Annotated in this window: 21 protein-coding genes, 5 tRNA genes and 3 rRNA genes; 15 read left to right on the plus strand and 14 right to left on the minus strand. The window is 44.9% G+C overall.

What is annotated here, in order from left to right; genetic code table 11:
* The 6 genes from J7W08_RS01380 to mbhE are packed head-to-tail and all read right to left on the minus strand — an operon-like array spanning position 1 to position 5,496.
* Positions 1 to 267 carry a cation:proton antiporter gene (locus J7W08_RS01380; RefSeq protein WP_048193321.1) on the minus strand — a complete coding sequence of 89 codons (267 nt, stop codon included), beginning with the start codon at positions 265 to 267 and terminating at the stop codon, positions 1 to 3.
* Positions 264 to 758 carry a Na+/H+ antiporter subunit E gene (locus tag J7W08_RS01385; RefSeq protein WP_233084899.1) on the minus strand — a complete coding sequence of 165 codons (495 nt, stop codon included), beginning with the start codon at positions 756 to 758 and terminating at the stop codon, positions 264 to 266. The genes J7W08_RS01380 and J7W08_RS01385 overlap by 4 nt, the downstream gene beginning before the upstream one ends.
* The gene (locus J7W08_RS01390; RefSeq protein ID WP_233084900.1) at positions 755 to 2,296 is read right to left on the minus strand and encodes an NADH-quinone oxidoreductase subunit M; all 1,542 of its coding nucleotides are present in this window, start codon (positions 2,294 to 2,296) and stop codon (positions 755 to 757) included. Before J7W08_RS01390 ends, J7W08_RS01385 begins: the two co-directional genes overlap by 4 nt.
* Positions 2,293 to 2,715 carry an NADH-quinone oxidoreductase subunit K gene (locus tag J7W08_RS01395; protein WP_048193323.1) on the minus strand — a complete coding sequence of 141 codons (423 nt, stop codon included), beginning with the start codon at positions 2,713 to 2,715 and terminating at the stop codon, positions 2,293 to 2,295. The genes J7W08_RS01390 and J7W08_RS01395 overlap by 4 nt, the downstream gene beginning before the upstream one ends.
* Positions 2,708 to 3,127 carry a monovalent cation/H+ antiporter subunit B gene (locus J7W08_RS01400; RefSeq protein WP_233084901.1) on the minus strand — a complete coding sequence of 140 codons (420 nt, stop codon included), beginning with the start codon at positions 3,125 to 3,127 and terminating at the stop codon, positions 2,708 to 2,710. The genes J7W08_RS01395 and J7W08_RS01400 overlap by 8 nt, the downstream gene beginning before the upstream one ends.
* A complete protein-coding gene (mbhE, locus tag J7W08_RS01405; protein WP_233084902.1) occupies positions 3,124 to 5,496 on the minus strand; it encodes a hydrogen gas-evolving membrane-bound hydrogenase subunit E in 2,373 nt (790 codons plus the stop codon). The genes J7W08_RS01400 and mbhE overlap by 4 nt, the downstream gene beginning before the upstream one ends.
* Positions 5,497 to 5,615: 119 nt before the next feature.
* Here mbhE and J7W08_RS01410 point away from each other — a divergent pair, with 119 nt between their 5' ends.
* The 9 genes from J7W08_RS01410 (at position 5,616) to J7W08_RS01450 (ending at position 13,085) form a co-directional block, all read left to right on the plus strand.
* The gene (locus J7W08_RS01410; protein ID WP_233084903.1) at positions 5,616 to 6,389 is read left to right on the plus strand and encodes a HesA/MoeB/ThiF family protein; all 774 of its coding nucleotides are present in this window, start codon (positions 5,616 to 5,618) and stop codon (positions 6,387 to 6,389) included.
* Between the two features lie 174 nt (positions 6,390 to 6,563).
* A tRNA-Val gene (locus J7W08_RS01415) sits at positions 6,564 to 6,640 on the plus strand.
* Positions 6,641 to 6,708: 68 nt separating this feature from the next.
* Positions 6,709 to 6,783 (plus strand) — tRNA-Phe (locus J7W08_RS01420).
* A gap of 14 nt (positions 6,784 to 6,797) precedes the next feature.
* Positions 6,798 to 6,869: transfer RNA gene (locus J7W08_RS01425), tRNA-Gly, on the plus strand.
* A gap of 1,026 nt (positions 6,870 to 7,895) precedes the next feature.
* A 16S ribosomal RNA gene (locus tag J7W08_RS01430) occupies positions 7,896 to 9,372 on the plus strand.
* A 112-nt stretch (positions 9,373 to 9,484) separates the two neighbouring features.
* A tRNA-Ala gene (locus tag J7W08_RS01435) sits at positions 9,485 to 9,557 on the plus strand.
* 144 nt (positions 9,558 to 9,701) lie between these two features.
* Positions 9,702 to 12,629, plus strand: a 23S ribosomal RNA gene (locus J7W08_RS01440).
* A 67-nt stretch (positions 12,630 to 12,696) separates the two neighbouring features.
* Positions 12,697 to 12,818 (plus strand): 5S ribosomal RNA (gene rrf / locus J7W08_RS01445).
* Together the 16S, 23S and 5S rRNA genes with 2 tRNA genes alongside form the textbook arrangement of a ribosomal RNA operon.
* A 195-nt stretch (positions 12,819 to 13,013) precedes the next feature.
* Positions 13,014 to 13,085 (plus strand) — tRNA-Cys (locus tag J7W08_RS01450).
* 655 nt (positions 13,086 to 13,740) lie between these two features.
* Here J7W08_RS01450 and J7W08_RS01455 read toward each other — a convergent pair.
* Entirely contained in the window at positions 13,741 to 14,037 is a 297-nt protein-coding gene (locus tag J7W08_RS01455) for a winged helix-turn-helix domain-containing protein (protein WP_233084904.1), read from the minus strand.
* Between the two features lie 360 nt (positions 14,038 to 14,397).
* Here J7W08_RS01455 and J7W08_RS01460 point away from each other — a divergent pair, with 360 nt between their 5' ends.
* The gene (locus J7W08_RS01460; protein ID WP_233084905.1) at positions 14,398 to 14,649 is read left to right on the plus strand and encodes a sulfurtransferase TusA family protein; all 252 of its coding nucleotides are present in this window, start codon (positions 14,398 to 14,400) and stop codon (positions 14,647 to 14,649) included.
* Positions 14,650 to 14,747: 98 nt separating this feature from the next.
* Here J7W08_RS01460 and J7W08_RS01465 read toward each other — a convergent pair whose 3' ends face one another.
* The 3 genes from J7W08_RS01465 to J7W08_RS01475 are packed head-to-tail and all read right to left on the minus strand — an operon-like array spanning position 14,748 to position 17,324.
* Positions 14,748 to 15,755, minus strand: coding sequence for a DUF169 domain-containing protein (locus tag J7W08_RS01465; protein WP_233084906.1), 1,008 nt, complete (start codon positions 15,753 to 15,755; stop codon positions 14,748 to 14,750).
* Positions 15,752 to 16,963, minus strand: coding sequence for an O-phospho-L-seryl-tRNA:Cys-tRNA synthase (gene pscS, locus J7W08_RS01470; protein WP_310742513.1), 1,212 nt, complete (start codon positions 16,961 to 16,963; stop codon positions 15,752 to 15,754). The genes J7W08_RS01465 and pscS overlap by 4 nt, the downstream gene beginning before the upstream one ends.
* 28 nt (positions 16,964 to 16,991) lie before the next feature.
* Positions 16,992 to 17,324, minus strand: coding sequence for a thioredoxin family protein (locus J7W08_RS01475; RefSeq protein WP_233084907.1), 333 nt, complete (start codon positions 17,322 to 17,324; stop codon positions 16,992 to 16,994).
* A gap of 14 nt (positions 17,325 to 17,338) precedes the next feature.
* On the opposite strand from J7W08_RS01475, the gene J7W08_RS01480 reads away from it, so the two are divergent.
* Positions 17,339 to 17,566 (plus strand): hypothetical protein, encoded by a 228-nt coding sequence (locus tag J7W08_RS01480; protein WP_233084908.1) that lies wholly within the window; start codon positions 17,339 to 17,341, stop codon positions 17,564 to 17,566.
* 114 nt (positions 17,567 to 17,680) lie between these two features.
* Here J7W08_RS01480 and J7W08_RS01485 read toward each other — a convergent pair whose 3' ends face one another.
* Positions 17,681 to 18,640, minus strand: a complete 960-nt coding sequence (locus J7W08_RS01485; protein WP_233084909.1) for an inorganic phosphate transporter — start codon at positions 18,638 to 18,640, stop codon at positions 17,681 to 17,683.
* 233 nt (positions 18,641 to 18,873) lie between these two features.
* Here J7W08_RS01485 and J7W08_RS01490 point away from each other — a divergent pair, with 233 nt between their 5' ends.
* The 4 genes from J7W08_RS01490 (at position 18,874) to cysN (ending at position 23,134) form a co-directional block, all read left to right on the plus strand.
* Positions 18,874 to 19,734, plus strand: coding sequence for a ferredoxin-like domain-containing protein (locus J7W08_RS01490; protein WP_233084910.1), 861 nt, complete (start codon positions 18,874 to 18,876; stop codon positions 19,732 to 19,734).
* 54 nt (positions 19,735 to 19,788) lie between these two features.
* Entirely contained in the window at positions 19,789 to 20,589 is an 801-nt protein-coding gene (locus J7W08_RS01495; protein ID WP_233084911.1) for a phosphoadenylyl-sulfate reductase, read from the plus strand.
* A gap of 92 nt (positions 20,590 to 20,681) precedes the next feature.
* Entirely contained in the window at positions 20,682 to 21,590 is a 909-nt protein-coding gene (cysD, locus tag J7W08_RS01500; RefSeq protein ID WP_233084912.1) for a sulfate adenylyltransferase subunit CysD, read from the plus strand.
* Entirely contained in the window at positions 21,587 to 23,134 is a 1,548-nt protein-coding gene (gene cysN, locus J7W08_RS01505; protein WP_233084913.1) for a sulfate adenylyltransferase subunit CysN, read from the plus strand. The genes cysD and cysN overlap by 4 nt, the downstream gene beginning before the upstream one ends.
* 246 nt (positions 23,135 to 23,380) lie before the next feature.
* Here cysN and J7W08_RS01510 read toward each other — a convergent pair whose 3' ends face one another.
* From J7W08_RS01510 to thrC, 3 genes are all read right to left on the minus strand, one after another.
* Positions 23,381 to 24,289, minus strand: coding sequence for an ABC transporter substrate-binding protein (locus J7W08_RS01510; protein WP_233084914.1), 909 nt, complete (start codon positions 24,287 to 24,289; stop codon positions 23,381 to 23,383).
* 88 nt (positions 24,290 to 24,377) lie between these two features.
* Positions 24,378 to 24,653: a ubiquitin-like small modifier protein 1 gene (locus J7W08_RS01515; RefSeq protein ID WP_233084915.1), complete on the minus strand. Its 276-nt coding sequence runs from the start codon at positions 24,651 to 24,653 to the stop codon at positions 24,378 to 24,380.
* A 20-nt stretch (positions 24,654 to 24,673) separates the two neighbouring features.
* Positions 24,674 to 25,921 carry a threonine synthase gene (gene thrC, locus J7W08_RS01520; protein WP_233084916.1) on the minus strand — a complete coding sequence of 416 codons (1,248 nt, stop codon included), beginning with the start codon at positions 25,919 to 25,921 and terminating at the stop codon, positions 24,674 to 24,676.
* Positions 25,922 to 26,010: the final 89 nt, after the last annotated feature.

The following is a 26,010-nucleotide window of genomic DNA, read 5'->3' on the forward strand; positions in this document are numbered from 1 at the left end:
TCAGAATACCGCCCCCTCATCAAGGTATTTTGATATTGTAACGGTGCCGACAAATGATATTATCGCAAGTACAAGGGCAACATCCATGAAGAATACTGATCCCTGCACGTATGAGTAGATACCAAGTATTGCAACAATGACCGTTGTCATGGCATCCACGGCTATCACACGATCGGGTATTGTAGGTCCTTTAATGACCCTGTATATGCATGGTATGATTGCGATGACCATGAATGTCAGTGATATGTCAAGTAGTAATGAGTTCATTCGAATGCCTCCAGTACATATTTTTCAAGATCATCCCTGATGGACTCACGCAATCCTTCTGGATCGGATGCATCGATGGCATGCACATAAAGCACTTTCCTGTCATCTGACACATCGATTGTAAGTGTTCCAGGGGTCAAGGTGATCGTATTGGCAATAGCAGTTATGCCTATATCGGTCTCTGTGCGTATTGGAACTGCAACAATTCCCGGTTTTATGTCCAGCTTAGGACTGAGGACGATCTTTGCGACTATGATGTTCGCTTTTATGATCTCGATCAGAAGGACTGCCAGGAACTTCAGCTGTTTTGGTATCTTCATTATTGTATTGGCGTATGACTTTTTCCTTGTGAAATCGTACAGTTCCCGGAATGGGTATATCACTATAGGTCCGAGTATCAGTCCCACCAGGAAGTTTGTAGCACTTATTGTACCGTGTACAAAGCACCATACAAGTCCAAGAGCTACTGAGTATATGAAATATCGTTTCATCTTACCACCCTCGTCATCACTGCATCAATATAGGGTTGTGGATCGATCAGTTGTTCCGCTATTGCCTGTGACAGGGCTATCAGCGGTTCAGCATAGATTCCAAAGACGAATGCCAGTGCTGCAAGTGTTATTATGGGTATTACTATCATGTAGGAAGGTTTGTGTGAGGAGTATTCTCCGTATTTTTCGACGTCCCTTATTTCTCCCCAGAACATCAGGAGCCATGCCCTGAACATGTAGAACAGGGTGAAGACTGCAAAGAAAAGGGCTATGGCAATGGGTATGTAATACTCTGCAAGAAGTCCTGCGTCAAAGAGCACGAACTTTGCAATGAAACCACCCATTGGTGGTAATCCTGCAATGGACATGGCACCTATCAGGAAAGCCACGCTCATTACCGGGCTTGTCTTCATCATTCCTCCCATTTTGGTCATGTCCCTTGTTCCTGCATGGTGGATGATCCCTCCTGAGGTCAGGAACAACATGGACTTTGCAATCGCATGGTTCACCAGGAACACAAGAGCTGCTGCGAGTGCATAGACAGTTCCGAAACCAATTCCCAGGAATACATATCCTATCTGGCTAACACTGGAATATGCTAACAGTCTCTTGACATCCTTTTGTCCGACCGCGGATACTGCTCCGATGATGATCGTTGCGAGAGCCAGGAATATTATGATGGGTTGGAATATGTATGTTGCATCCCTGAATATCAGGAAGAAAACCCTGAGCATGCCGTAAGCACCGACCTTTATCATCACTCCGCTAAGCATTGCGCTGATGGGTGATGGTGCAGTGGGGTGCACATCCGGAAGCCAGTAGTGCATCGGGAATATTGCTGCTTTGTTCCCGAATACAACGATGAAGAGCAATGCAATAGCGAATATGTGCCATGGTAGGGTTCCGGCAGCGCTCATTGCGCTGATCTTGACAGAGAGGTCTGCCATGTTGAGAGTTCCTACGGTGGCGTAAAGGGAAGCTACTGCTATAAGCATTACAATGGAGCCTATCATGTTCAGTACAAGGTACTTGAATGTGGCTTCCATCTTGTCGGAACTTTTTGTGACTCCTCCTTTCTCGTTTGCGACTACGAGTGCGCAGGAGGACAACAGGAGTATCTCAAAGAATACGAACATATTGAATATGTCTCCTGTCAGGAAAGTTCCGTTAAGTCCTGCTACAAGCAGGTTGAAGAGTGAATGGTAACTGGAGCTTAATGACTTGCCTTCTATGTAGTCCAGTGAGTAGAGGAGTGCGAGGAAGGATACAAGTGAGCTTAGTACTACCATTCCTGAACTTAGCAGGTCGGCTACAAGTATGATGCCGTATTTGCCCCATTCTCCTACTTCATATACCTGGATTCCTCCGTTCCAGACCTGCCAGAGGAGCACGAAGCTCAATGCCATCATAATGAATGATACTGTAATGTTCACTCCTTTCTGCAACCCTGCGTTGGAGCGCAAAAAGAGCATGATGGCAGCCATGAGTATTGGCACGGCTATCAGTAGTATTGGTAGGTGTGATATTTCTGCGATCATCCCCACAGCCTCCTGAGCTCGCGTATGTCAGTAGTCCCATATTCTTCATATATCCTGTAAGCAAGGATCAGTATGAATGCTGTTGTTGCGAGACTGATCACAATTGCAGTTAGTACAAGTGCCTGAACAAGCGGGTCAACGAAGTCCACATGCGTTGAGGCAGAGACTACAGGTGCCAGCACACCATCTGCAAGATTATCGTTGAATATTATGCCGGATGCTTCTCCTTCGTGCCCGGAGCCTGTGATGATGGGTACTTTTGTGCCATCAAATATTCCTGTAGAGACGATAAGCAGGTTCACCGCATGGGATAAAACTGACAGTCCGATTATGACCTTTATGATGTCCCTTCTTAGCATAAGGAATGTGCCTATGCCGAAGAGTAGTGAGATCGTAATTGTAAGTAATGTATTATTCATTGTCATCACCTACGTTCTTGAAGATGAATAGTAGTGATCCTATCACTACGAAATAAACGCCGATATCAAAGAGTCCGGCAGACACGAGTTCAATTTCTCCGAAAAGTGGAATGTGGACGAACTCCACAGCACTCCTGAAGAAGTTATGTCCGAAGAACATCGCTGCGAATGCGGTCAATGATGCCAGCGTGAGCCCGAATCCGAACCACTTGGCCCAGTCAGGGTTAAAGAATGTTTTTACATATTTCAGTCCGAATACTACATACATCAGTGCAATGACTGATGCGAACATCACGCCTCCGATAAATCCTCCTCCTGGGTTATTATGACCTGCAAGTAGCAGGGATATAGAGAAGAGGATGACCAAGGGGATGCATACTTTCGTTATTGTTTTAGTTATTATTGTGGTCATTGTTCCTCACCTCGGCTGTGTATCAGGTTGTATACTCCGAGTGCTGCAAGACAGAGTACTGATATTTCTCCAAGGGTATCATAACCTCTGAAATCCACGATGATCACATTGACGATGTTGTGCCCTCCTGCAAGTGGGAGGCTGTTCTCAATGAAGTAGTGGGACAGTGATTCAAATGGTGCCACTATTCCCTGTGTCGCGTTGAGCAATACTACAAATACGCTTGCTGCAACTGCCAGGGAAATTGCGAGGTCCCTGAAAAGGACCGATTTTGGTATTATCTCCTTGTACTTCTGTGGTATCTTTGTGATAGCAAGCAGGAATATTATGGTAGAAAGGGTTTCCACCAATATCTGTGTCAGGGCAAGGTCGGGTGCTTTCAGGTAAATGAAAAGCAGGCTTACTCCATACCCAAGCGCAGATAATGCAATAATGGCTGGCAGGTATTTCGGGAGAACTGCTGCAGCCAGGGCTGCCACAATTAGCAATAGTAGTAGAATTGCTTCATATGGGGCGATGCTAAAGTTCAATGTGGACGGTACTATGTTAGTAGCCAGGGTGATGACTGGGATCGCTACCAATGCTATCATGAGAAGCAGCATTGCGGTCATGTAGTACTTGATGTTTCCTGGCTGTGTGATGGTAGAGAATCTGAATGCTCTTTCTTTTGCAGAATTCACTGCATTGTCATAGTAGTAATTGACGCTGATCCATGGGAACCTTGCGTTGAACTTATCCTGCCAGGCGGCGATCCTGTCGTATCTGGTGTATATGAGTATGCCCAGTATGAATGTGACAATGGTCATCATCAGGGATGTTGTAAAACCATGCCAGAGCTTCACGTGCAGGTGTGCTGTTTCCAGCAGGATGCCTGATACGGTTGGTTCAATTATGGTGTGTATCGGCAGGGATGGGACAAGTCCGAAAAGTATTACAAGCAGTGCAAGGAATGCCGGTGGTATCAGCATTGTAAGTGGTGGCTCGTGTATATGTTCCGGGAGATGCTCTTTTGAGCGTTCTCCAAGGAATATTCCGTCGATGAGCTTTATGGAATATGCGAAAGTGAAAACACCACCAAGGACTGCGCATGCAGGGATCAGGAATGTGAATCCTCCTCCAAGTAGTGCTCCCATCTCAAGGGACGATTCATAGAACATTTCCTTACTAAGGAAGCCGTTAAGTGGTGGTACGCCTGCCATTGAAAGGGCGGCAATGCTCGCCACGATGAAAGTTATCGGCATCTCACGCCGCAACCCACCAAGCTTTCTTATGTCACGCGTAGCGGCTTCATGTGCAACGATACCCGCTACAAGGAAAAGGCAGGCTTTGAATGTTGCGTGATTTAGGAGGTGGAATGTTGCTGCTGCCACGCCGATTCCCGGTTCGTGATGGGTGGTGTAACCATACATGGTCATGATGTATGCCAGCTGACTGATGGTGGAATATGCGAGGATACCTTTAATGTCGGTCTGCCTGAATGCAAGGAATCCGGCTACAAGCATTGTAAAGATACCTATTCCACTTACAAGGATGAACCATGCATCTGTTCCTGAGAATATCGGGTGTATCCTTGCAACGAGGTAGATACCTGCTTTGACCATTGTTGCTGAGTGCAGGAAAGCACTGACTGGGGTTGGAGCTTCCATTGCGTTTGGAAGCCATATGTAGAACGGACCCTGTGCAGATTTTGCTGCTGCACCGATCAATATGAGTATAAGTGTTATAAGGAAGAGCTCGTGTTCCTTGACTGCATTGATGACCTGTGGGTCACTCAGTATGGTGGCAAGGTCGAAAGATCCTGTGATGGTGCGTAACAGAAGGAAACCTGCAAGCATTGCAAGCCCACCGGCAGCGGTGATGAGGAGGGATTTTGTGGCACCATAGATGGATTCGGGCTTGTGCCTCCAATATCCGATAAGCATGAAAGATGTGATACTGGTAAGTTCCCAGAAAATGAACAATTGTATCGTATTTGCGGAAAAGACCATTCCAATCATGGATCCCATGAAGAGAAGCAGATACTGGTAATATCTTTTCAGATCCTCTTTCTGGGACATGTATCCATTGGAGTAGGACATGATAAGGACTCCGATCCCGGATGCGATAAATCCGATCATCATTGCGAGTCCGTCTGCGTAGATCGCAAAGTTAACTCCTGCAGAGGGTATCCATGATATTGAGCCCTGTACGATATGCCCTTCTCCAAGTACTTCCGGCGCTGCCAGGCCGATGAGTGTGAAGGATGTAAGGGCTGTGGCTGCTGCAAACCAGCCCACGCGTTGCTTTAATAACTTTTCCATTACGGGTATGAGCCCGGCAAATATGAACGGCAGGAATATAGCTGCCGTTATTGCATTAAATGAATCCATGTCTTCTCCCTAAATATAGTCACTATATATAACTGTTTTTCATTACAATTATAAACCATGATAAATCCCTTTTCCATCTCCGGTCTATTTATAAGATTTTATGGGTATATATTAGATTTATGAAATTAACTTCTGATCAAAAGGAGCGGTATGCAAAGCACATCATGATGAAATCTATGGGTGAGGATGGACAAAAGCTATTGCTGGAGTCCCGAGTTCTTTGCGTAGGTTCAGGTGGGCTTGGTTCTCCTGTGATACAGTATCTTGCTGCAGCAGGCATTGGAACTCTTGGTATTATCGATGATGATGTTGTGGAGATGAGCAACCTTCAACGCCAGGTGATCCATGCAGGCAACCTTGGCAGGTCTAAAGTAGAGTCTGCAAAGGAATATGTGGAAAGCCTGAACCCTGATGTTAAAGTGCTGGCGTATGACCTGCGCTTGAGTCCTGATAATGTTGAGGAGCTTATCGTTGATTACGATGTTGTTGTGGATTGCTCTGATAATTTTGCTACTCGCTATCTCCTGAATGATGTATGTGTGTTGCAGAACAAACCTCTATTCCACGGCAGCATCTTTATGTTCGAGGGCCAGGTCATGACAATTCTTCCTCACGAGGGGCCATGCTATCGATGTATTTTTTCCAGTTCTCCTTCAACTGATGCTGCAAGGGCTGCTGGGGTTATGGGCATTCTTCCAGGTGTGATCGGGACTATGCAGGCAACAGAGGTGGTGAAGTACATTTCTCGTCTCGGAAAGTCGCTGGTAGGGCGCATGATCTACTATGATGCCCTCGGAATGAGGTTCGATGAGATAAAAGTTAACAAGAATCCGAAATGTCCAGTTTGTGGTAAAAACCCAAAAATAACGTCGATTGATGCTGAAAATTACTAAATTCACGTGTTTTTGCAGGTGGGCTGCAATAGCCTTCAATTGCACGATTAATAGAAATGTTTTTATACCATATGTCGGTTATAGGAGTTTGCTTCGGGCAGCATGGTTCGAAGCAAATACGAAACAGACGCGTTGTTCAGGATTCAATTTTACTGGACAACAAACAAGCAGAATGGGCTCGTGGTCTAGATGGTTATGACGTCGCCTTGACATGGCGGAGGTCCGGAGTTCGACTCTCCGCGGGCCCACCACAAATCTTTAAATTATGTCGATTCGATAGGTTTATATCGAAAAACGATATGTATTGGTTGCTCTCAAAGCCCAGGTAGCTCAGTGGGAGAGCGCTGCCCTGAAGAGGCAGTTGTCCCCGGTTCGAATCCGGGTCTGGGCACCAAAAAAATGCATATCACACCAGTAGTGTAGCGGTTATCACCGGGCGTTGCCAACGCTCGAACCCGGGTTCGATTCCCGGCTGGTGTATTCTCTTATTTTTTCTTGTTTTATTTCTCTAATTAATTATATTTTTTGATCATGTTTCATTTTCATGTGCCTTTGCTCATAGAGTTTTAACGAATCAACCTAGGGCTCAATCCAATTAATTTGCCTCTATTTTTACCCATCTTATATCGGGTAATTTTTCATTTATTTCTATTATTGCCAAAGGGATCTGTTATATTCCGTTCAAAGAGGTCAGGTCTATATTTTTGAACGCTATCCTTTGTTTGACCATATCCTGGATCTGTCGTGATCTAATAAGGGTAGTAATCTTTAATTGTGACTTGGATGTTTTCTAGATATCCTGCATAATGATATTTGGATGAATGTTTATTTTTGCTTGATTAATTAGTAACTTTGGTGTAAAAAAGTCATCAATTTATGTGGTGGGGTCGTGTTGCAAAATTCTCCGATCCTATAATGTATTCTAGTCCCTCTGTTTATTTTCAAGATTGTTATTGGTGGACAAATTTACATTGATTTCTGGTTCTTAAAAAGCAATGCTGATGCAAATCTGCATTAATATTTGATCGTTCGAAGTATCAAATCACCCTTGCATATATATCCATGTCACTCACTGACACACAATATATAAATACGAGTGAGCTATTGTAGGGGTGCTCTCAGTGAGCTGGTCGCTGTCGATTCTGACACGATCTACTGAGAGTTCGAAAAACGTCATAGATTTCACGTATATCGGCACATTCTCCAAAAATGTGTCATAATCTTCCGATCAGGAAGGTATATATGCGATGAGATATATTATGAGAATCCCGCACAACGTGCGTGGAATTTCAATCACCTCCATTTCAAAATCATTAGTGGAGACCGGAGCTTTTCCGGTCTGACGTTGAAAGTGGCAGTTCGGTTAATTCTGACTGATAGTGACTTTATCTATCAAACAGAACTAACCAACATTGTGCAAAGAAAACAACTCTCTAATTAAACAAAAGAGTTCTTTTCCGACAATTTTCTTAGTTAACTTCCAAATTTTGTGTGCTTTAACAAATAACTCTGGTTGATCCTGCCAGAGGTTACTGCTATCGGTATTCGACTAAGCCATGCGAGTTAAATGTTCTTCGTGAACATAGCGAACTGCTCAGTAACACGTGGATAACCTGCCCTTAGGTTCGGCATAACTCCGGGAAACTGGAGATAATTCCGAATAAACCATTCATGCTGGAATGCTTTTTGGTTCAAAGACTTCGGTTGCCTAAGGATGGATCTGCGGTCTATCAGGTAGTAGTGGGTGTAAGGTACCTACTAGCCTACGACGGATATGGGTTGTGAGAGCAAGAGCCCAGAGATGGATTCTGAGACATGAATCCAGGCCCTACGGGGCGCAGCAGGCGCGAAAACTTTACAATGCGGGAAACCGCGATAAGGGGATACCGAGTGCCAGCATATTATGTTGGCTGTCCACATGTGTAAACGGCATGTGTTAGCAAGGGCCGGGCAAGACCGGTGCCAGCCGCCGCGGTAACACCGGCGGCCCGAGTGGTAATCACTTTTATTGGGTCTAAAGGGTCCGTAGCCGGTTTGATCAGTTCTTCGGGAAATCTGACAGCTTAACTGTTAGGCTTCCGGGGAATACTGTCAGACTTGGGACCGGGAGAGGTAAGAGGTACTACAGGGGTAGGAGTGAAATCTTGTAATCCCTGTGGGACCACCAGTGGCGAAGGCGTCTTACCAGAACGGGTCCGACGGTGAGGGACGAAAGCTGGGGGCACGAACCGGATTAGATACCCGGGTAGTCCCAGCCGTAAACGATGTTCGCTAGGTGTCAGGGACGGTGCGACCGTTTCTGGTGCCGTAGGGAAGCCGTGAAGCGAACCACCTGGGAAGTACGGCCGCAAGGCTGAAACTTAAAGGAATTGGCGGGGGAGCACTACAACGGGTGGAGCCTGCGGTTTAATTGGACTCAACGCCGGAAAACTCACCGGGGGCGACAGCAAGATGTAGGTCAAGCTAAAGACTTTACCTGAATCGCTGAGAGGAGGTGCATGGCCGTCGTCAGTTCGTACTGTGAAGCATCCTGTTAAGTCAGGCAACGAGCGAGACCCGTGCCCACTGTTGCCAGCATGTCCTTCGGGATGATGGGTACTCTGTGGGGACCGCTGGTGCTAAACCAGAGGAAGGTGCGGGCTACGGTAGGTCAGTATGCCCCGAATCTCCCGGGCTACACGCGGGCTACAATGGCTGGGACAATGGGTTCCTACACCGAAAGGTGATGGTAATCTCCTAAACCCAGCCGTAGTTCGAATCGAGGACTGTAACTCGTCCTCGTGAAGCTGGAATCCGTAGTAATCGCGTTTCAACATAGCGCGGTGAATACGTCCCTGCTCCTTGCACACACCGCCCGTCAAACCACCCGAGTGAGGTATGGGTGAGGGCACGGATTTTGTGCCGTGTTCGAACCTAAATTTCGCAAGGGGGGTTAAGTCGTAACAAGGTAGCCGTAGGGGAATCTGCGGCTGGATCACCTCCTAAGCAACGATCCGCACAAAGCGGATCAACGCTATCAGTCAGAAATCGATAAACTGCCACTTTCAACAAACCACTTCAATGAAACAAGATTTCGCTGGAAAAAATGCGAGCGAGGGCTTGTAGATCAGTTGGAAGATCGTCGCCTTTGCAAGGCGAAGGCCCTGGGTTCGAATCCCAGCAAGTCCATTGGATCAATTACGATTCACAATCATCAAGTGCACCGAGCAAGTAATGTTGCTTGGGAAGGATGGATGCGCCCTTTCCCCGATATTGGGCGCTATGAGATCATGTATATATTACATATCAGACGCTCACTGGACAAAGTGAGATGGACTCTGGTAATTATGCCGTCAGGTGGATGGCTCGGCTCAAGCGCTGATGAAGGACGTGCCAAGCTGCGATAAGCTCAGGGTAGACGCATGGAATCTATGAACCTGAGATTTCCTAATGAGACCTCTTAGCACATTTGTGCTGATCAGTCATGATCGGGAACGCCCCGAATTGAAACATCTTAGTAGGGGCAGGAAGAGAAATCGAAGAGATGCCGTTAGTAATGGCGAATGAACACGGCAAAGTTCAAACTGAATCCCTCCAGTAATGTGAGGGAGATGTGGTGTTGTAGGAACTTTCTAAGGTTCCGACCTTTTCTTAGCTGAACTTTTCTGGAACGTTAGACCGTAGAGTGTGAAAGTCACGTAAGCAAAGAAAAGAGGAACTGGAAATGTTCCTGAGTACCGTGTGTTGGAAATCACGCGGGAATTTGGGAGGCACCAACTTCCAAAACTAAATACGTCTTGAGACCGATAGCGAAGTAGTAGGGTGACCGAAAACTGAAAAGTACCCCCAAAAGGGAGGTTAAAAGTGCCTGAAACCTGATGGTGATGGAGCGATATGGCATGAAAGGATCTTTAGTTCGAAGGAATCAACCGCGAGGTTGTAGTACGAGTTCTAATGCCGATGTCATATCATACGTTTTGAAGAACGGGCCAGGGAGTGTAACTAAGTGGCGATGGCTAACCTTTTATCTGGGAAGCCGAAGCGAAAGCAACAAGCACGCAACCCCTCACGGGGTGAGGTGCGGCGTATACAAGTGCGTGGAGTCACTAAGTTACGACCCGAAGCCGGGTGATCTAGGCGTGGGCAGGTTGAAGCGTGGCGAAAGCTACGTGGAGGACCGCAAGCGGTATTGATCTGCAAATCATTCGTGTGACCTGCGTCTCGGAGTGAAAGGCTAATCTAACCCGGCATCAGCTGGTTCCTTCCAAAACATGTCGCAGCATGACCTAACTGGAGATAGTCGGTGGAGTAGAGCACTGATTGGTGGTCCCGGGGGAGAAATCCCTCAGCCGCTTGTCAAACTCCGAACCCACCGTCGTCGTAGAAGGTTGGAGTCCGGGCTACTGGGGTAAGCTTGTAGTCCGTAAGGGAGACAACCCAGCCCGTGGTTAAGGTCCCTAAGTGTCGACTAAGTGTTAATACTAAAGGGCGTCCTAAGCCCTAGACAGCTGGAAGGTTAGCTTAGAAGCAGCTATCCTTTAAAGAGTGCGTAACAGCCCACCAGTCGAGGTTTGGGGCCCCGAAAATGGACGGGGCTCAAGTCGACCACCGATACCACGGAGTACCGAAAGGTAATCTTGTAGGAAGGCGTTGCGTTTGGGCAGAAGCAGGGCTGTGAAGTCCTGTGGACCGAGCGGAAACGAAAATCCTGGTAATAGTAGCAGCATAGTCAGGTGAGAATCCTGACCGCCGAAGGGGCTAGGTTTCCTCGGCAATGATCGTCAGCCGAGGGTTAGTCGGTCCTAAGTTGTACCGTAATTCGAGTACATCAAAAGGGAAACAGGTTAATATTCCTGTACCATTTAACAATAAAACTGACGTTTCGGGGCAGGCTGAGCGGCGCCGTCGCGCCGTCTAAGCATCGAACTCTGTGGAGAGCCGTAATGGCGAGAAGCAGACGAATATGTTATGGCGAAAGTCAGCTTCACCCTGGAACCCGTGAAAAGGGAGTTAAATGTCCGTACCGAGATCTGACACAGGTGCCCCTAGCTGAAAAGGCTAAGGCGTGTCGGAATAATTTGGCTAAGGGAATTCGGCAAATTGGCTCCGTAACTTCGGGAGAAGGAGTGCCTGCCGTGTAGACGGCAGGTCGCAGTGACCAGAGAACTCTAACTGTCTAATATCAACATAGGAGATCGCAAACCCGTAAGGGCTAGTACGATCTCTGAATCCTGCTCAGTGCAGGTACCTGAAACTTCGGTTCAACGGAAAGAAGGGCCTGTAAACAGCGGGGGTAACTATGACCCTCTTAAGGTAGCGTAGTACCTTGTCGCTTAATTGGCGACTTGCATGAATGGATCAATGAGAGTTCTACTGTCCCTAGCCAGAGTCCGGTGAAGCTTACATTCTAGTGCAGAGTCTAGAGACCTCTAGGGGGAAGTGAAGACCCCGTGGAGCTTTACTGCAGCCTGTCGCTGGGGTGTGATTTTGGATGTACAGTGTAGGTAGGAGACGTCGAAGCCGGTGCGCCAGCATCGGTGGAGTCAATTGGGACACTACCCTTCCAAAGTTACGCCCCTTACTCCGAGAGGAGGACCCCGATAGGTGGGCAGTTTGCCTGGGGCGGGACGCCCTTGAAAAGATATCAAGGGCGCGCAATGGTTAACTCAAGTGGGTCGGAAACCTACTGAAGAGTGCAAGAGCATAAGTTAGCCTGACGTGATTCGGCACAGTAGCGGATCACGAGACGAAAGTCGGTTCTAGCGAACCTTTATGTCCCGCTTGGTGCGGGCTAAAGATGACAGAAAAGTTACCCCGGGGATAATTGAGTCGTTGCCGGCAAGAGCACATATCGACCCGGCAGCTTGCTACCTCGATGTCGGTTCTTTCCATCCTGGCTGTGCAGCAGCAGCCAAGGGTGAGGTTGTTCGCCTATTAAAGGAGATCGTGAGCTGGGTTTAGACCGTCGTGAGACAGGTCGGTTACTATCTACTAGAGGTGTCTGTAGTCTGAGGGTAAGTTGCTTTTAGTACGAGAGGAACAGAGCAACGGCGCCACTGGTCGATCGGTTGTCTGACAAGGCACTGCCGAGCAGCTACGCGCTAAGGAATAAGAGCTGAATGCATCTAAGCTCGAAATCTGACCTAAAAAGAGACTACGTTAAGGATTCCGGTAAAAGACCGGATTGATAGAGTCGGGATGTACGCACCAAGGCAACGAGGTGTTCAGTCCGCGGCCACTAATATCTGTGCCTCATCCGTTTTGCTTTGTCCAGGCGAAATCTGATATGTAATATAATAACATGATCATTTCCAGTATTAGAGATGAGTATGGCGGCCATAGCGGCAGGGCAACTCCTGTTCCCATTCCGAACACAGAAGATAAGCCTGCCCACGTTGCTTACTGTACTGAGGTACGAGAGTCCTCGGGAAATCTGCGTCGCTGCTATGCTCACTCTTTACCTTAACTTTTCTTCGATCTGCTACAACTCATGAGTAGTAACTTTATCTTTTTTCTTGTATTCAACAGTCCTTGAGCTTTGCTTAAAGTTAGTACTGAGCGGGTGACTAATCATCAGACTTGTGCCTTCATTGTCGGAATGTAAAGGCTTATATGCCTGTATTACCTACTAGGATTCGTTCAAATGCCAAGGTGGCGGAGCGGCTACGCAATCGCCTGCAGAGCGATTCCATTCCGGTTCGAATCCGGACCTTGGCTTTCATTCATTAACAAAAGTAAGGTCTTATTCAGTATCCTGATTTCTTGAGCAAAGCTCAAAGGTCGCGCGCTGCAGAAGCGCTGATCTGGATTCGGATCTTGGCTTTCATCCATTAATAAGAGTCAGAGTACGGCGGCCATAGCGGCAGACACACTCCTTTTCTACTCAATTGCCCCTTTTCTTTAACTGATCTTAACTCACTAGCTTTGGGTTTGCTGTTCTGATATGTTCTTATTCATGATCACAGTTTTGCAGATCATAGTTGCTATACTTATCTGATTATTTTTAGTTTAGTTGAATGATCTCTACAGCCTGCAGTATGCCTTCTAACTAATAATTAAACCATTGGATAATAGAGATAATTGAAAATATGGGATTGTTTCTTGATCTGAATAAACCATTCCAATCATGTTGGTGATCTGACTATAATTTCAATACTCTTCATATATCTAATCTGAAGATGTATCCTAATGATAATTTATTTTCATTATCGATTTACAAACGATATTTTGGGAAAATAAAAAATAGTTAAAAATGAGTAATGAGCTCATTATTCTCACAATGAGTTCGCCATTGGTTGTAACACCTTTTACCAATTGATTTTGATAATTGGTTTCCAGGTTATTAAGTTGATCTTTTTTTACAGAATTAAATTTATGTTGCCAATACTTCGTACTCCTTAGGTACAGTATATACATTGGCAAAATCAAATTCAGCCTGTGAAACTGTTTCGCCTGCTGCCTGCTGGTTGGTCATTTCTTTCAGACCATACAGGCTTTGCCTCGCGTCTTTGAAGTAGAATCTTTCTTGCAGGAAATTCTCATCCTTCAGTCTTCCCAATGCATATCGGATAGTGCGTGGGGGAAGATAACTTTGTTCGGCGATTTCTTTCTGTGTCAGAAGACCACCGTATTCAAGTACCTTGTAGACAAGTTTTGCAGAAGGTGGCAACGCTTCAATTGTCTTTCTCAGGTGTTTGTCCTTTGGCTCTTCGATGCTTTTCTTTATCTGTACGTTTTTCTCGTGATTGTCAACAAAAGCGATCCCTCATTTTCATTACTCCTTTGTATAGGTTGAATATAGTCGCACCATAGTTTGATATGGTACGTTGCAAATTCACTATTGTGAAGTCACACTTGTGAATACAAGTCTCTAATATATAAGCATATCGGCAATACACATCTGTTAAATAAGATCTACGGCATATTTTGTATTCTGGTCTTACAGTGGATTGATGAAGAATACGTCTTTATTTGCCTGTATCTTAGCTCTTATATCTTTAGAAGTAGAGCTATTTTCATTCCAATATTAATGACCAAAGGTGAAAAAATGACTGAAGACTCGATCGAATTAGATCTTAGGGGGGAGATTTGTCCCTTTACTTTCGTAAAAACCAAATTACAATTAGAGGAGCTGGAAAGTGGTGATAATCTCACGGTCGTTTTTGATTATGCACCTGCGATTTCAAATGTTCCTAAAAGTGTGAAGAATGAGGGTCATACGATTCTTGGTATTGACAAAGAAGAAAATAACATCTGGAAAGTTCACATTAAAAAAGCCTGATCTCTCGGTAAAGCCTTATTTTTAATTATTTTATTCTTTTAAAAGTAAACAAAAGTAGATCTTCTACAACTCATGTGAGATCCACTTTTACTAAAAATTCACTGTATCGTCTTGCGCTTGAATTTAGCAACACGGTCCAGCATTACTTCTATTCCGTTGTTAACAAGTGCGTTGAACTTTTCAGGTTTCATGGCTGCACGTCTTATCGGTTCGTGGAGTTCGATCAGCAATATTGCATCCATCCAGTTGTCCCTGAGGCGATAGTTCATCGGTTCCTCGAACAGGTAGGATGCCATATCATCTGAAGCTTTTGCTGCAGCCGCATCTTTGAATTTGACTGGAACATGCAGTGTAACTGAAGAGCTCTTCCCGCTTTCGTCTTTTGGAATGTATAGCCTTACGATCTCATCCCCGAAACGTCCGATGAAATGATCCGTGCCTTTCGTGAAACCAAGTGCAAGGATTGCATCCACCAAACGTGCCGGCAGGTCATCCATAAGACAGCCACAAAGTGCTTTTGTGATACTCTCTTCCTTCAGTGATTCTGTGAGCTCAACAAAGGCCTCCATAGGGAACCCGAACACGATCTCATCGTTCCTGTAATCGCTGAACATACGAGCTCCGGCACACAAAAGTGAGAGGTTCACCTTGTTCTCCATTAACGGGATGGTCGTACATTCTCCACAGACAGCGAATTCACCTTTAAATTTTGCATTAACCATATCTCCTTTCACTTTGGAGAGTGTTGCAGCTACACGCATGAGTTTACTTGCGGTTCCTACAACCACCACAACATCAGGTTCGAATTCACATCTGTCAAGCGGTGTGACGGTCATTGTCCTGGTATCCGCAGGTTTCATTCTTGGATACACATCCCCATAAGCAGGTTCTGTGAAACCAAGTGCCAGTTCTGCGCTTGCACATGACATATCATCAGCTGAACAAGTATAGGATGTACCAAAGGCTGCTGCTTTTCTCACGATCTCACAATAACGCATTGGGTGCGGAATATTTGGCTCATCGTCGCTATTGAACTTCACGGCAACCGGTGTAAGCGGCAACTCGAAGAATTGTCTGAACTGTTTTGTCAGTTCCGTATATTTCATGCTTCATCCTCCACCGGTATATCATATTTCCTTGCTATCTCAATGAAAGCGTTTGCGACGTATTCTACCTGAACTCTGCTGAGTCCGAATGTATTTAATTTGAAACTTTTGCTCATCCCGGGCTGGATTCCAATTATCTTTCGCTTCTTAAGTTCATGGTATAGGAAATAACCACGTTTCTTGGTCTTGGCAGCAGCTTCAAAGAGCGGGAGGGATTCGAATGCTACAAGTGTATGTTCTGTTGGCTTGACACCCATCTGGTGAAATCCTTCTATACGCTCGAGCTGAGATGCAAGGTATCTTGCATTCTCGACATGTTCATCCCAGTGCTTCACACGTTCCACAACACTCGGGAATGATGCCATAAGTGACATCACCGGAACTCCAAATACAGGTGAGCATCCAAACAGGGCAACCTCCTTTTTAGTGAAGCCACGTCCACTCCAGTCACCTCGGATGGTTGACTTATCGAATACCTGCTGGTTCCATTCAAAGGTAGTTGCAAGTATTCCCATTGGGGCGGATGCCGCCCAGCTTTTGTGTCCGGAAGCACACAGGAAGTCCACACCAAGTTTCTTTCCATCAATAGGCATTATTCCTGAAGAGTAAGCTGTATTCAGCAGGAACGGAACACCGTATTCTTTACAGATCTTCCCAACGGATGCAGCATCTGCCACATTTCCATAACGATAATCAACATGTGTAAGCAATGCCAGTGCTGGTAGTGAACCGGTATTGCGTTCAACTTCCTCGAACTTTTCTGCGTATCCTTCAGGATCGATTGTAAATTCCGGGTAGCCGCTATGTGGTACCTCAACGACCTTCAGCTGGTTCGCCTCTGCTGCAAGATATGATGTATAATGTGCAAGTGAATCCAGTACAAGGGTCTCACCGGGTTCTGTGACCATGTGCATTGCTGCCCATTTTGCATGGCGGCAACCGGCTGTGAACCTCACGTCATCCATATTCAGGAATTCTGCAATATCTGCTGTAAGATTCCTTACAGGGGGGTTTTGGACAAGATCGACCCTTGATTCGAAACAGAAGTCACAAACTGAATAACCATCCGCAAATTCAAGTGCTGCTTTTCTGGCCTCAGCGGTAAGCACTCCTCCCCGCTGGATCGGGTTCAGGTTAATGTATGTGCTTTCAATACCCCTGTTTAAATTTTTATAAATATCAAGATTCAGTTGGAATTCCTCCTGTATTCTGTTGGTCTAATACAATTCTTCTTGCTCAGAGGAAGCCTTCAAGTTCCTCTTGTATCTCGTCCTTTTCCACTCGACCGATAAACACAACTTCCTCATTAATAGTGATAGTAGGCACTTCTTCTATCCCGAGTTGCTTTGCTCTTTCAGCACCTTCCAGGCTTGTTACGTTTATTTCCTTGAACATAACACCTTCGGGGAGAACTTCTATTATCTGGTTCCTGACATAATGGCAGTTCATGCAAATATCGGAATAATACAGTTCTATTAATGTCATCGATGGTCTATTAACTGCCAGATAAATAACAAATGGTATCCTGACAATTATTGCCTCCCCCATTACCTTATTAATATCTTGCATATATAAGAAGTTCTATGGACGCTACAACGATCAACAGGACAAAGTCAGCGATAGACGCTCTTATCGAGGTACAACAGTTGTGGATAGACAATGTACCTGAGTATGATCTTTCAGACAGGGAACTTGTACTATTGAAAAAGCGCCTTAATCGCGCAATGGACAATGTCCGGAAGATCTATGAAGACAATGAAGAAATTATGACCAGGGCAGAAGAATCGCTTAAAAAAGAAAATGCCAGATGAAACTGTCAGAGCTGATCACTAATATTACGCATTTTAATATTGAGTGAAAAGATATTATATTCCATAATGCATCGATCCGAATTAATATTATCCGGATCGGGTATACTTATCTTTTTATGAAACAAGACTGATGGCAGTATATGCTATCAGACCTGCTACCAGTGGTGATGTGATCCACATGGTCACGATCCGTTTTACAGTTTTGTTCTTTATTGTATCTATGCCCCTATTAGCACATCCAATACCAATGACAGCTGCAGGTACTAACTGGCCAAGTGCCACAGGAATGCCGTAATGGGATGCACCATGTACGATGATAGCTGCAATGGCTTCGATGAAGATCGCACGTATAGTACAGATCTCCGCGATGTCCGTTCCAACTGTCTGAAGGATACGGCCACCTATCAGTATAGCTCCAATGCCAAGTGTAAGCCCTCCGATAACAGCTCCGGTTGTCGGATCCATAAATCCTGCTCCCACAATAGGACCAACAGCATTTGCAGCATTGTTAGCACCTGCTGAATAAGCAACATAACAACCGGTCACAGTCAGGAGTTTTGCAATAGTGCTTCTTATCTGTGCTTCAGATTCATGTTCTACAAGCCAGACCACAAGCCTGGGGTGAATATATTTGCCAGAAAGATACGCAAGCACGAAGGCAAGTACCGGTGTGGCTATCCACCAACCCACGATCTGTGATAGCAGCTGGGTATCGAGTACCCCGTAGAATATGCCAATTCCGACAATAGCTCCTACAGCTGACTGACTGGCTGATATGGGGACCTTCAGTATATTTCCGATGAACAGGCTGATGGCAGCTGCACTTGTTGCAATGATCGCTGCAGTAAGGGTTATCGTGTTGCCTGGAACAATTCCCTCACCAAGGGTCCTGATAACTTCCTCACCACTAAGTACAGCACCAAGCAGGGAAAATATTGCAATTAATGTTACTGCCTGTCTTTTGGTACGGGCTCGTGCACCATATGCTGCTCCCATGGCAGCGGCTGCATTGTTCCCGCCAATGTTGATCCCCATGAAGATCGCAGATGCAATGGCAGCCAGTGCTATGATCATTTGTTAGTAACTCCCTTGATTTCGTTCCGTTTACTTTATAGCTCTCGATTTACTTAGCTTTATTTACAAGTTTTATTTACAAGTTTTATTTTTGGAGTAAATATATAGCATATGAAAGGTAATTTGTTATATAGCAGTGGGGAATGGGGCTAAAATTACCACTAAAAAGAGTGCAACTTTTGCCTTTTTATATACATATATATCTATATCTGCGGAACTTACGGTGATAATACATGGGTAATAAGACTATCAACTATGACAGGCTCAAACAGGGCGGTTTTCTTCGCCAGAGGCAGAAGGAAGACCTTTTCTCAATGCGGCTTCGCGTTGTCGGTGGTCAGCTGACCGCTGATCAGCTTCGGGCACTCGCTGATGCTTCTGAGAAGTATGGCAAGGGTGAGGTTCACATAACTGCACGACAGGGGCTTGAGATATCATATATTCCTTTTGATGATGCAGAGAACCTTCTTGACGAACTCGAGAACAGAAATGTTCGCCAGGGTACCTGTGGTCCGAGAGTTCGTGGAGTAGTTGCCTGCCAGGGGAATCTCATCTGTCCGCGTGGACTGATCGATGCAGAGGATATCGCAAAAAAGATCGATGAGAAGTACTTTGCCATGGAACTTCCCGGCAAGTTCAAATTTGCAGTTACAGGCTGTCCATCATCATGTATGAAACCACAGGAGAACGACCTTGGTGTAATGGGTGGGCTTGAACCAAAATGGGTAGAGGATAAATGTACCTATTGTGGTCTCTGCCAAACAGTATGTCCAGTAGATGCTATCAAGGTCGAGGATGGTGCCCTGCATTATTACAGGGACAAATGCAACTTGTGTGGTCAGTGTCTCCTGATATGCCCAACTGAGGCATGGGTCAAGTCAAGAGAAGGGTACACGGTCTACGTTGGTGGCAAGGTTGGAAAACATCCAAGACTTGGTATCAGACTGACCGAGCTTGTAGACGAAGATACTCTGTTCAGGATCATTGAGAGGTCTGTGGAGTTCTTCAATATAGAAGCAACTTCAGGAGAACGATTTGGAGATACTATCCAGCGTGTAGGGCTTGAAGAGTTCAAGGCCTTTGTGCTGGAATAATTTGAGAGTTTGTACCATCAGTAAGGAACTGCTGGTACGGACCTCATTTTATTTATGCTTATAATCACAGTTTCTCATAATATTTCATCAAGATCACAGGAAAAAGAGATCATGCCAGAAAAGGATCCGGAAATAATAAAAGAGATCGAACAATTTGCTGAAGATTATAAAGACAGTTCACCGCAGGAGATCCTTGAGTATGCACTGAACAGGTTTGGCTCAGGCATATCTATTGCATTCAGTGGTGCTGAGGATGTTGTGCTCATTGATATGGCAACTAAGATCAAGGCACAAGTCAGTGTATTTTCCCTTGATACAGGTCGTTTGCACTCTGAAACCTACAAGTTCTTCGACGTGGTGCGGGAGCATTATAACATCCCACTGGAGATCTTCTTTGCTAACAGGGAAAAGACCGAAGAACTTGTCCTCAAGAAGGGTATGTTCTCATTCTACAAGGACGGTCACCAGGAATGTTGTGGTGCCAGAAAGGTCGATCCACTAAGACGTTCCCTTAGCAAGAGGTCTGCATGGATCACAGGCCAGCGTAAAGACCAGAGTCCTAACACGCGTGCAGAAATACCCGTGGCTGAATTTGATTTGGCATTTGGTGACGGTACACTTGTGAAGTTCAATCCTCTGGCCAACTGGACTTCCAAACAGGTCTGGGATTATATAAGGGAAAACGATGTTCCGTACAACGAACTCCATGAGAAGGGATATGTCAGCATTGGCTGTGAACCATGTACCAGACCTGTACTGCCGGGACAGCATGAACGTGAAGGACGCTGGTGGTGGGAAGAAGCAACCAAGAAAGAATGTGGACTTCATTCAGGAAATGTTAGATCACAGTCTTAAAAATCAGAATCAAGATTTCAGAATAAAAGATCACAGGTTCAATTGAGAACGTCATTGAATATATTTATCAAAAAATAAGTGGAGGGTCAAATATGGTCACTACGGAAGAATCTTATCGGCTTTCAAATCTAAAGACACTTGAAGCAGAAAGCATAGGCATTATCAGAGAAGTTGCTGCAGAATTTGAAAATCCAGTGATGTTGTATTCGGTAGGTAAGGACTCGTCGGTCATGGCCCATCTGGCGATTAAGGCCTTTTATCCGAAAAAAGTGCCTTTCCCTTTATTGCATATTGACACCGGATACAAGTTTCCTGAAATGTACGAATTCAGGGATTATTATACAAAAAAACACAACCTTGATCTGAAGGTTCACAGGAACGAAGAAGCCCTCAAAAAAGGGATAAATCCACTTACGGTGGGGACGGTCAAATGTTGTGCCGAGCTTAAAACAAAAGCACTCCTTGATGGTTTAAATGAAGGTGGCTATGATGCAGCGTTTGGTGGTGCCCGGAGAGATGAAGAAAAATCAAGGGCAAAGGAAAGAATTTATTCATTCCGCGACAAGCATGGCCAGTGGAATCCAAAGGACCAGAAACCTGAATTATGGAATCTCTTTAATTCAAAAATAGATCCCGGGGAATCCATAAGGGTATTCCCGCTCTCGAACTGGACAGAACTTGATATCTGGACATATATTTACCATGAAAATATTGAGATCGTTCCTCTTTACTTCGCAAAGAAAAGACCGGTCATTGAGAAGCATGGTCAACTAATTCCGGTTTATACGGATGAGCACGAGGAAGAGGTCAAGGAGGTCATGTGCCGCTTCAGGACACTGGGATGCCACTACTGTACAGGTGCAGTAAGGTCAGAGGCAGACACTCTGCCGAAGATCATTGAGGAGATGATGGTTGCCCGCCATTCCGAGCGTATCACAAGGGTGATCGACCACGACCAGGATAGCTCCATGGAGCAAAAGAAGAAGGAGGGATACTTTTGAAGGGTTCCGAATCTTTAGTTGAACAAAATCAGAATATTGATCTATTACGCTTTGCCACTGCAGGAAGTGTGGATGATGGTAAATCAACCCTTATTGGGAGATTACTATATGATTCAAAATCAATATTTGAGGATCAACTGAATTTAATAAAGACATTCTCGAAAGCCCACAGAAACCAGGAAATAGATTATTCTCTGGTAACTGATGGTCTTAAATCTGAAAGGGAGCAGGGAATTACAATTGATGTTGCATACAGGTTCTACTCGACCCCTAAAAGGCGCTTTATTATTTCAGATACCCCAGGGCATGAGCAATATACAAGGAACATGGCTACAGGTGCATCAAATGCATCTCTCGCCCTAATCCTCATTGACGCCAGGAACGGAGTTGTAACACAGACAAAACGTCACTCATTTATCTCATCGCTTCTTGGTATCCGGAACTTTGTAGTTGCCGTCAATAAAATGGATCTTGTTGACTACTCAGAAGAAGTGTTCGAGAATATTGTAAGTGAGTTCAATGCCTTTGCTGATAAATTATCGGATGAATCAATTTACTTCATACCCCTAAGTGCCCTCAAAGGTGACAATGTAATCGAAAGAAGCGACAATATGCCTTGGTATAAGGGATCTACGTTGCTTGATTATTTGGAGAACGTAAATGTGACCGGTGGTCGCAACCTGACAGAATTCAGATTCCCCGTCCAGTATGTTAACTGGGGAGGGGGCGATGATTTCAGGGGTTATTGTGGCACAATAGCTTCAGGCGTGGTCCACAAAGGAGATAAGGTAAGAGTTCTCCCTTCGGGAAAAACCAGTAAGATCTCAAGTATCGTTACGTATGATGGTGATCTGGATTATGCTTATGCTCCTATGGCAGTAACCCTTTGCCTTGAGGATGACGTTGACATAAGTCGCGGTGATCTGATCGCAAAGGTTGATGACCTTCCTGTAATTGCCGGCAGTCTGGAGGCAAACTTGGTCTGGATGGATAATGCTCCCATGGAGGTCGGGAAAGATTATGTGATCAAGCATACTACCAGCATGGTTAAAGGAAATTTCTCAGAAGTACTTCATGAGTTCGATCCTGAAGACATCAGCATGAAAACTTCGGAGTTCTTGAGCTTAAATGAGATCGGAAAAGTTAAGATCGATTTAAAGGCCCCGATATTTGCCGACATTTATTCTGAGAACAAGATCACAGGTTCATTTATTGTAATTGATCCTCACACCAACCAGACTGCTGCTGCGGGTATGATCACGAAATACAATCAGGTATCTCCTGACAAAGCATGCAAGGCTGTGACTGCGAAGGTTATCCGTTATCCTGGAGATAAAAGGGAAGAGGCACAGTCCAATTATGACCGCCTTTCCATGAAGGGTACACATTGTATCTACGTGGATGATGATCTGCTACAGGAAACCCTTTGCAAAGGAGTCCCGGTTGGAAGTGAGCAATATTCCGACACAATTGAGGATCTGTGCAAGATCGTTACGAGATCAGGCGTATCAGTAGTTTTGTGCTCTGATCATTTGAGCAGTTGAATTGATTGAGATGGGATGCCTCTGCATTTAATAGATAGGTGCAGAGTTATTTCCTCTCTATTCTGGACACATTTCCGATTGGTATGCTGCTGATGAGGTTATTGCAGATGTAGCTTCTTCTTTAAAATCTTTTTTCAGAGCTTAAAACCGAAAAAGCTAATTTAAGATAAAAATGACTAAAAAACAAAAAATGTGTATGCGAAAAAAGCTATGAATATAAAAAAGTACAAAGGTAAAATGGTTAGTTTAACGTCCCAATTTTTCAACAAACCGAAGGTCGAAGATATCCTTCTGATTGAGTTTCTTTGAAATATATCCAAGTTCGTTCAGTACATCTACAAATCTCATGGTGGAGCTGATATATTCTTCTGATATGCCTGCTGAGTATTTTGGTGATACTTTATACATCTCGTTCACAAAATCAGAATCAATTATCTCTATGGTCTCGGCAACCAATTTTGCTGCTTCTTCAGTGTTCTCACGAATGAATACACAGGCTTTCTCATGCAACTTTATGAACTTCAAAAGAACATCCGGTGAGCTTTCGATCATCTCAGAGGTTGCAACTATACCGTAACTTGGATTGTCAGGCCATAGTTTTTCAGGCGGGGTCACTATCTTTGTATCACAGTATCTCTTTGCCACAACAGCCAGTGATGGTGTTCCAACTGCAACTTTGATCTCCCCGTCTGCTATTGCTTCGGGGATCATGTCAGCCCACTCATAGTTGAGGACATCAATGTCATTCTCAAGCCCTGCTTCTTTGATATAGTTCTTTATAATCACATCATGAATGGAGCCGGAAGGAGGGCAGGCTACCGTATAGCCTTTGAATTGCTCCAAAAAAAGTGTTCGGTCATTTCTACATTCATCGAGTGTTAGAAATTCGGGATTAGCGATCATCACTGTGCCTTCGACATGACCGCCTGCAATGCACTTGATCTTCAAACCGTGATCTATTCCTATCATTGCAGGAGGAAGTCCGATATATCCGATATCAAGCTCGTTGTTCTCAAGCGCCCGGACAATTGCAGGCCCTCCTCCAAAAAGTTTCCACTCAGGTTCTATGCCTGCGTTTTTAAGCCAGTCCATTCCCATCAGTATGAATGAGGTATGGTACATGGTTGAAAGGTGTCCGATTCTCAATTTCATCATAGGTTCACCACTCCAAGGACTGGCAGGCCTTTTGTGCTCGATCATTTTTTCGGATTTACCGGCCTGCTTTCCCCTGTTATTTTAAAGATCAGCCTCCGCTTACTGCTGGCAATATTGAAATTTCGTCAGCATCGGTAATTTCTGTAGCAAGACCTGAAAGATGTCTTATATCTTCCCCATTGACGTAGACATTAACGAATCTTCGCACCTCTCCATCATGAAGCAGGCGTCTTTCAAACTCTTCGCCGTACTCAGTAGTAAGTGTATCAAAAAGGGTCTTTACTGTAGTATCACCCAGATCGATGCTTGTTGATCTTGTTTTCGTTATGTTGTTCAATGCTGATGAAAATCTTATAGATACCATTTTACTTCACCTCTTGATCATTAGTTATTGTTTTTTGTAATATTGCTGTACTTCTTCGTGAATTCGGAATATAACGGCTTGATTGATTCAGGACTCTCAACTGCTCCTGCAATCGTATCCTGTGCTTTTAGACCATTACCTGTTACATATACAACTGTTCTTTCATCGGGGTCAATATGGCCGCTTTCTACAAGTCTCTTAAGACCTGCAACCGTTGTCCCGCCGGCAGGTTCTGTGAAAATACCTTCAGTTCTTGCAAGCAGGAATATGGCCTCAAGTATCTCCTCATTCGTCACAGATGCAGCATATCCATCGGAATTCTGGATCTCCTGCTTTGCATAATATCCATCAGCAGGGTTTCCGATCGCAAGGCTGTGGGCTATCGTGTCAAGTTCCCTTATTGGGATAACTTCCGTGTCGTTCTGGACAGCAGTCGAGATCGGAGAACAACCTGTTGGCTGTGAACCTGATATCCTGATCTTCCTTTCGGGTTCAACAAAACCTATCTTTTCAAGTTCTCTGTAACCTCTGGTAAGGGCACAGAGCAGTGCTCCGCTTCCAAGTGGTGCAACGATGTGATCCGGAGCATTCCATCCGAGCTGTTCAGCAGTTTCAAACGCAAGTGTCCTGGAACCTTCCGTATAATATGGTCTTATGTTTATGTTGACAAATGCCCAGTCGGGATTCTGGTCTGCGACCTCACTTGCAAGGCGATTTGCATCATCATAGGTGCCATCAACTGCTACGACGTTTGGTTCGTATGCGAGCATCTGTGTTATCTTTCCAAGCTCGATCGAGGAAGGTATGAAGATATATGATGGAATCCCTGCTTTTGCAGCATGTGCTCCTACAGCGGATGCGAGGTTTCCTGTGGATGCACATCCAATTGCGGTGGCGCCGAGTTCTAATGCCTTGCTTACAGCCACGGATGTTACCCTGTCCTTGAACGAATTTGTGGGATTGACAGAATCATCAAGAATGTATAATTCTTTAAGTCCCAGTTCCTTTCCAAGGTTCTTTGCATGATGTAACTTGTTGTAACCTGAACCAAGGTCAACATAATTCGTACCATCTATTGGAAGCAGGTCTGCATATCTCCATATGGACGGAGGGCCTCTGGCGATCTTCTCCTTACTTACTGTGTTCTGTATCTCGTCCCAGTCGTAGTGCACTTCAAGAGGTCCGAAACATTCATAGCAGGTATTCTGGATTCCACTCGGATATTCAGCACCACATTCTCTGCATTTTAATCCAATTACTTTACTCATTTTATTTGTCTCCTAATAATGTATGAATATTAACTATTAAACATAAAAACACATTATAATATTACCATTGGTTATGGGGCAATAATTGC

It is taken from the genome of Methanococcoides orientis, assembly GCF_021184045.1.
In the GTDB taxonomy this organism is placed as follows: Archaea; Halobacteriota; Methanosarcinia; order Methanosarcinales; family Methanosarcinaceae; genus Methanococcoides; species Methanococcoides orientis.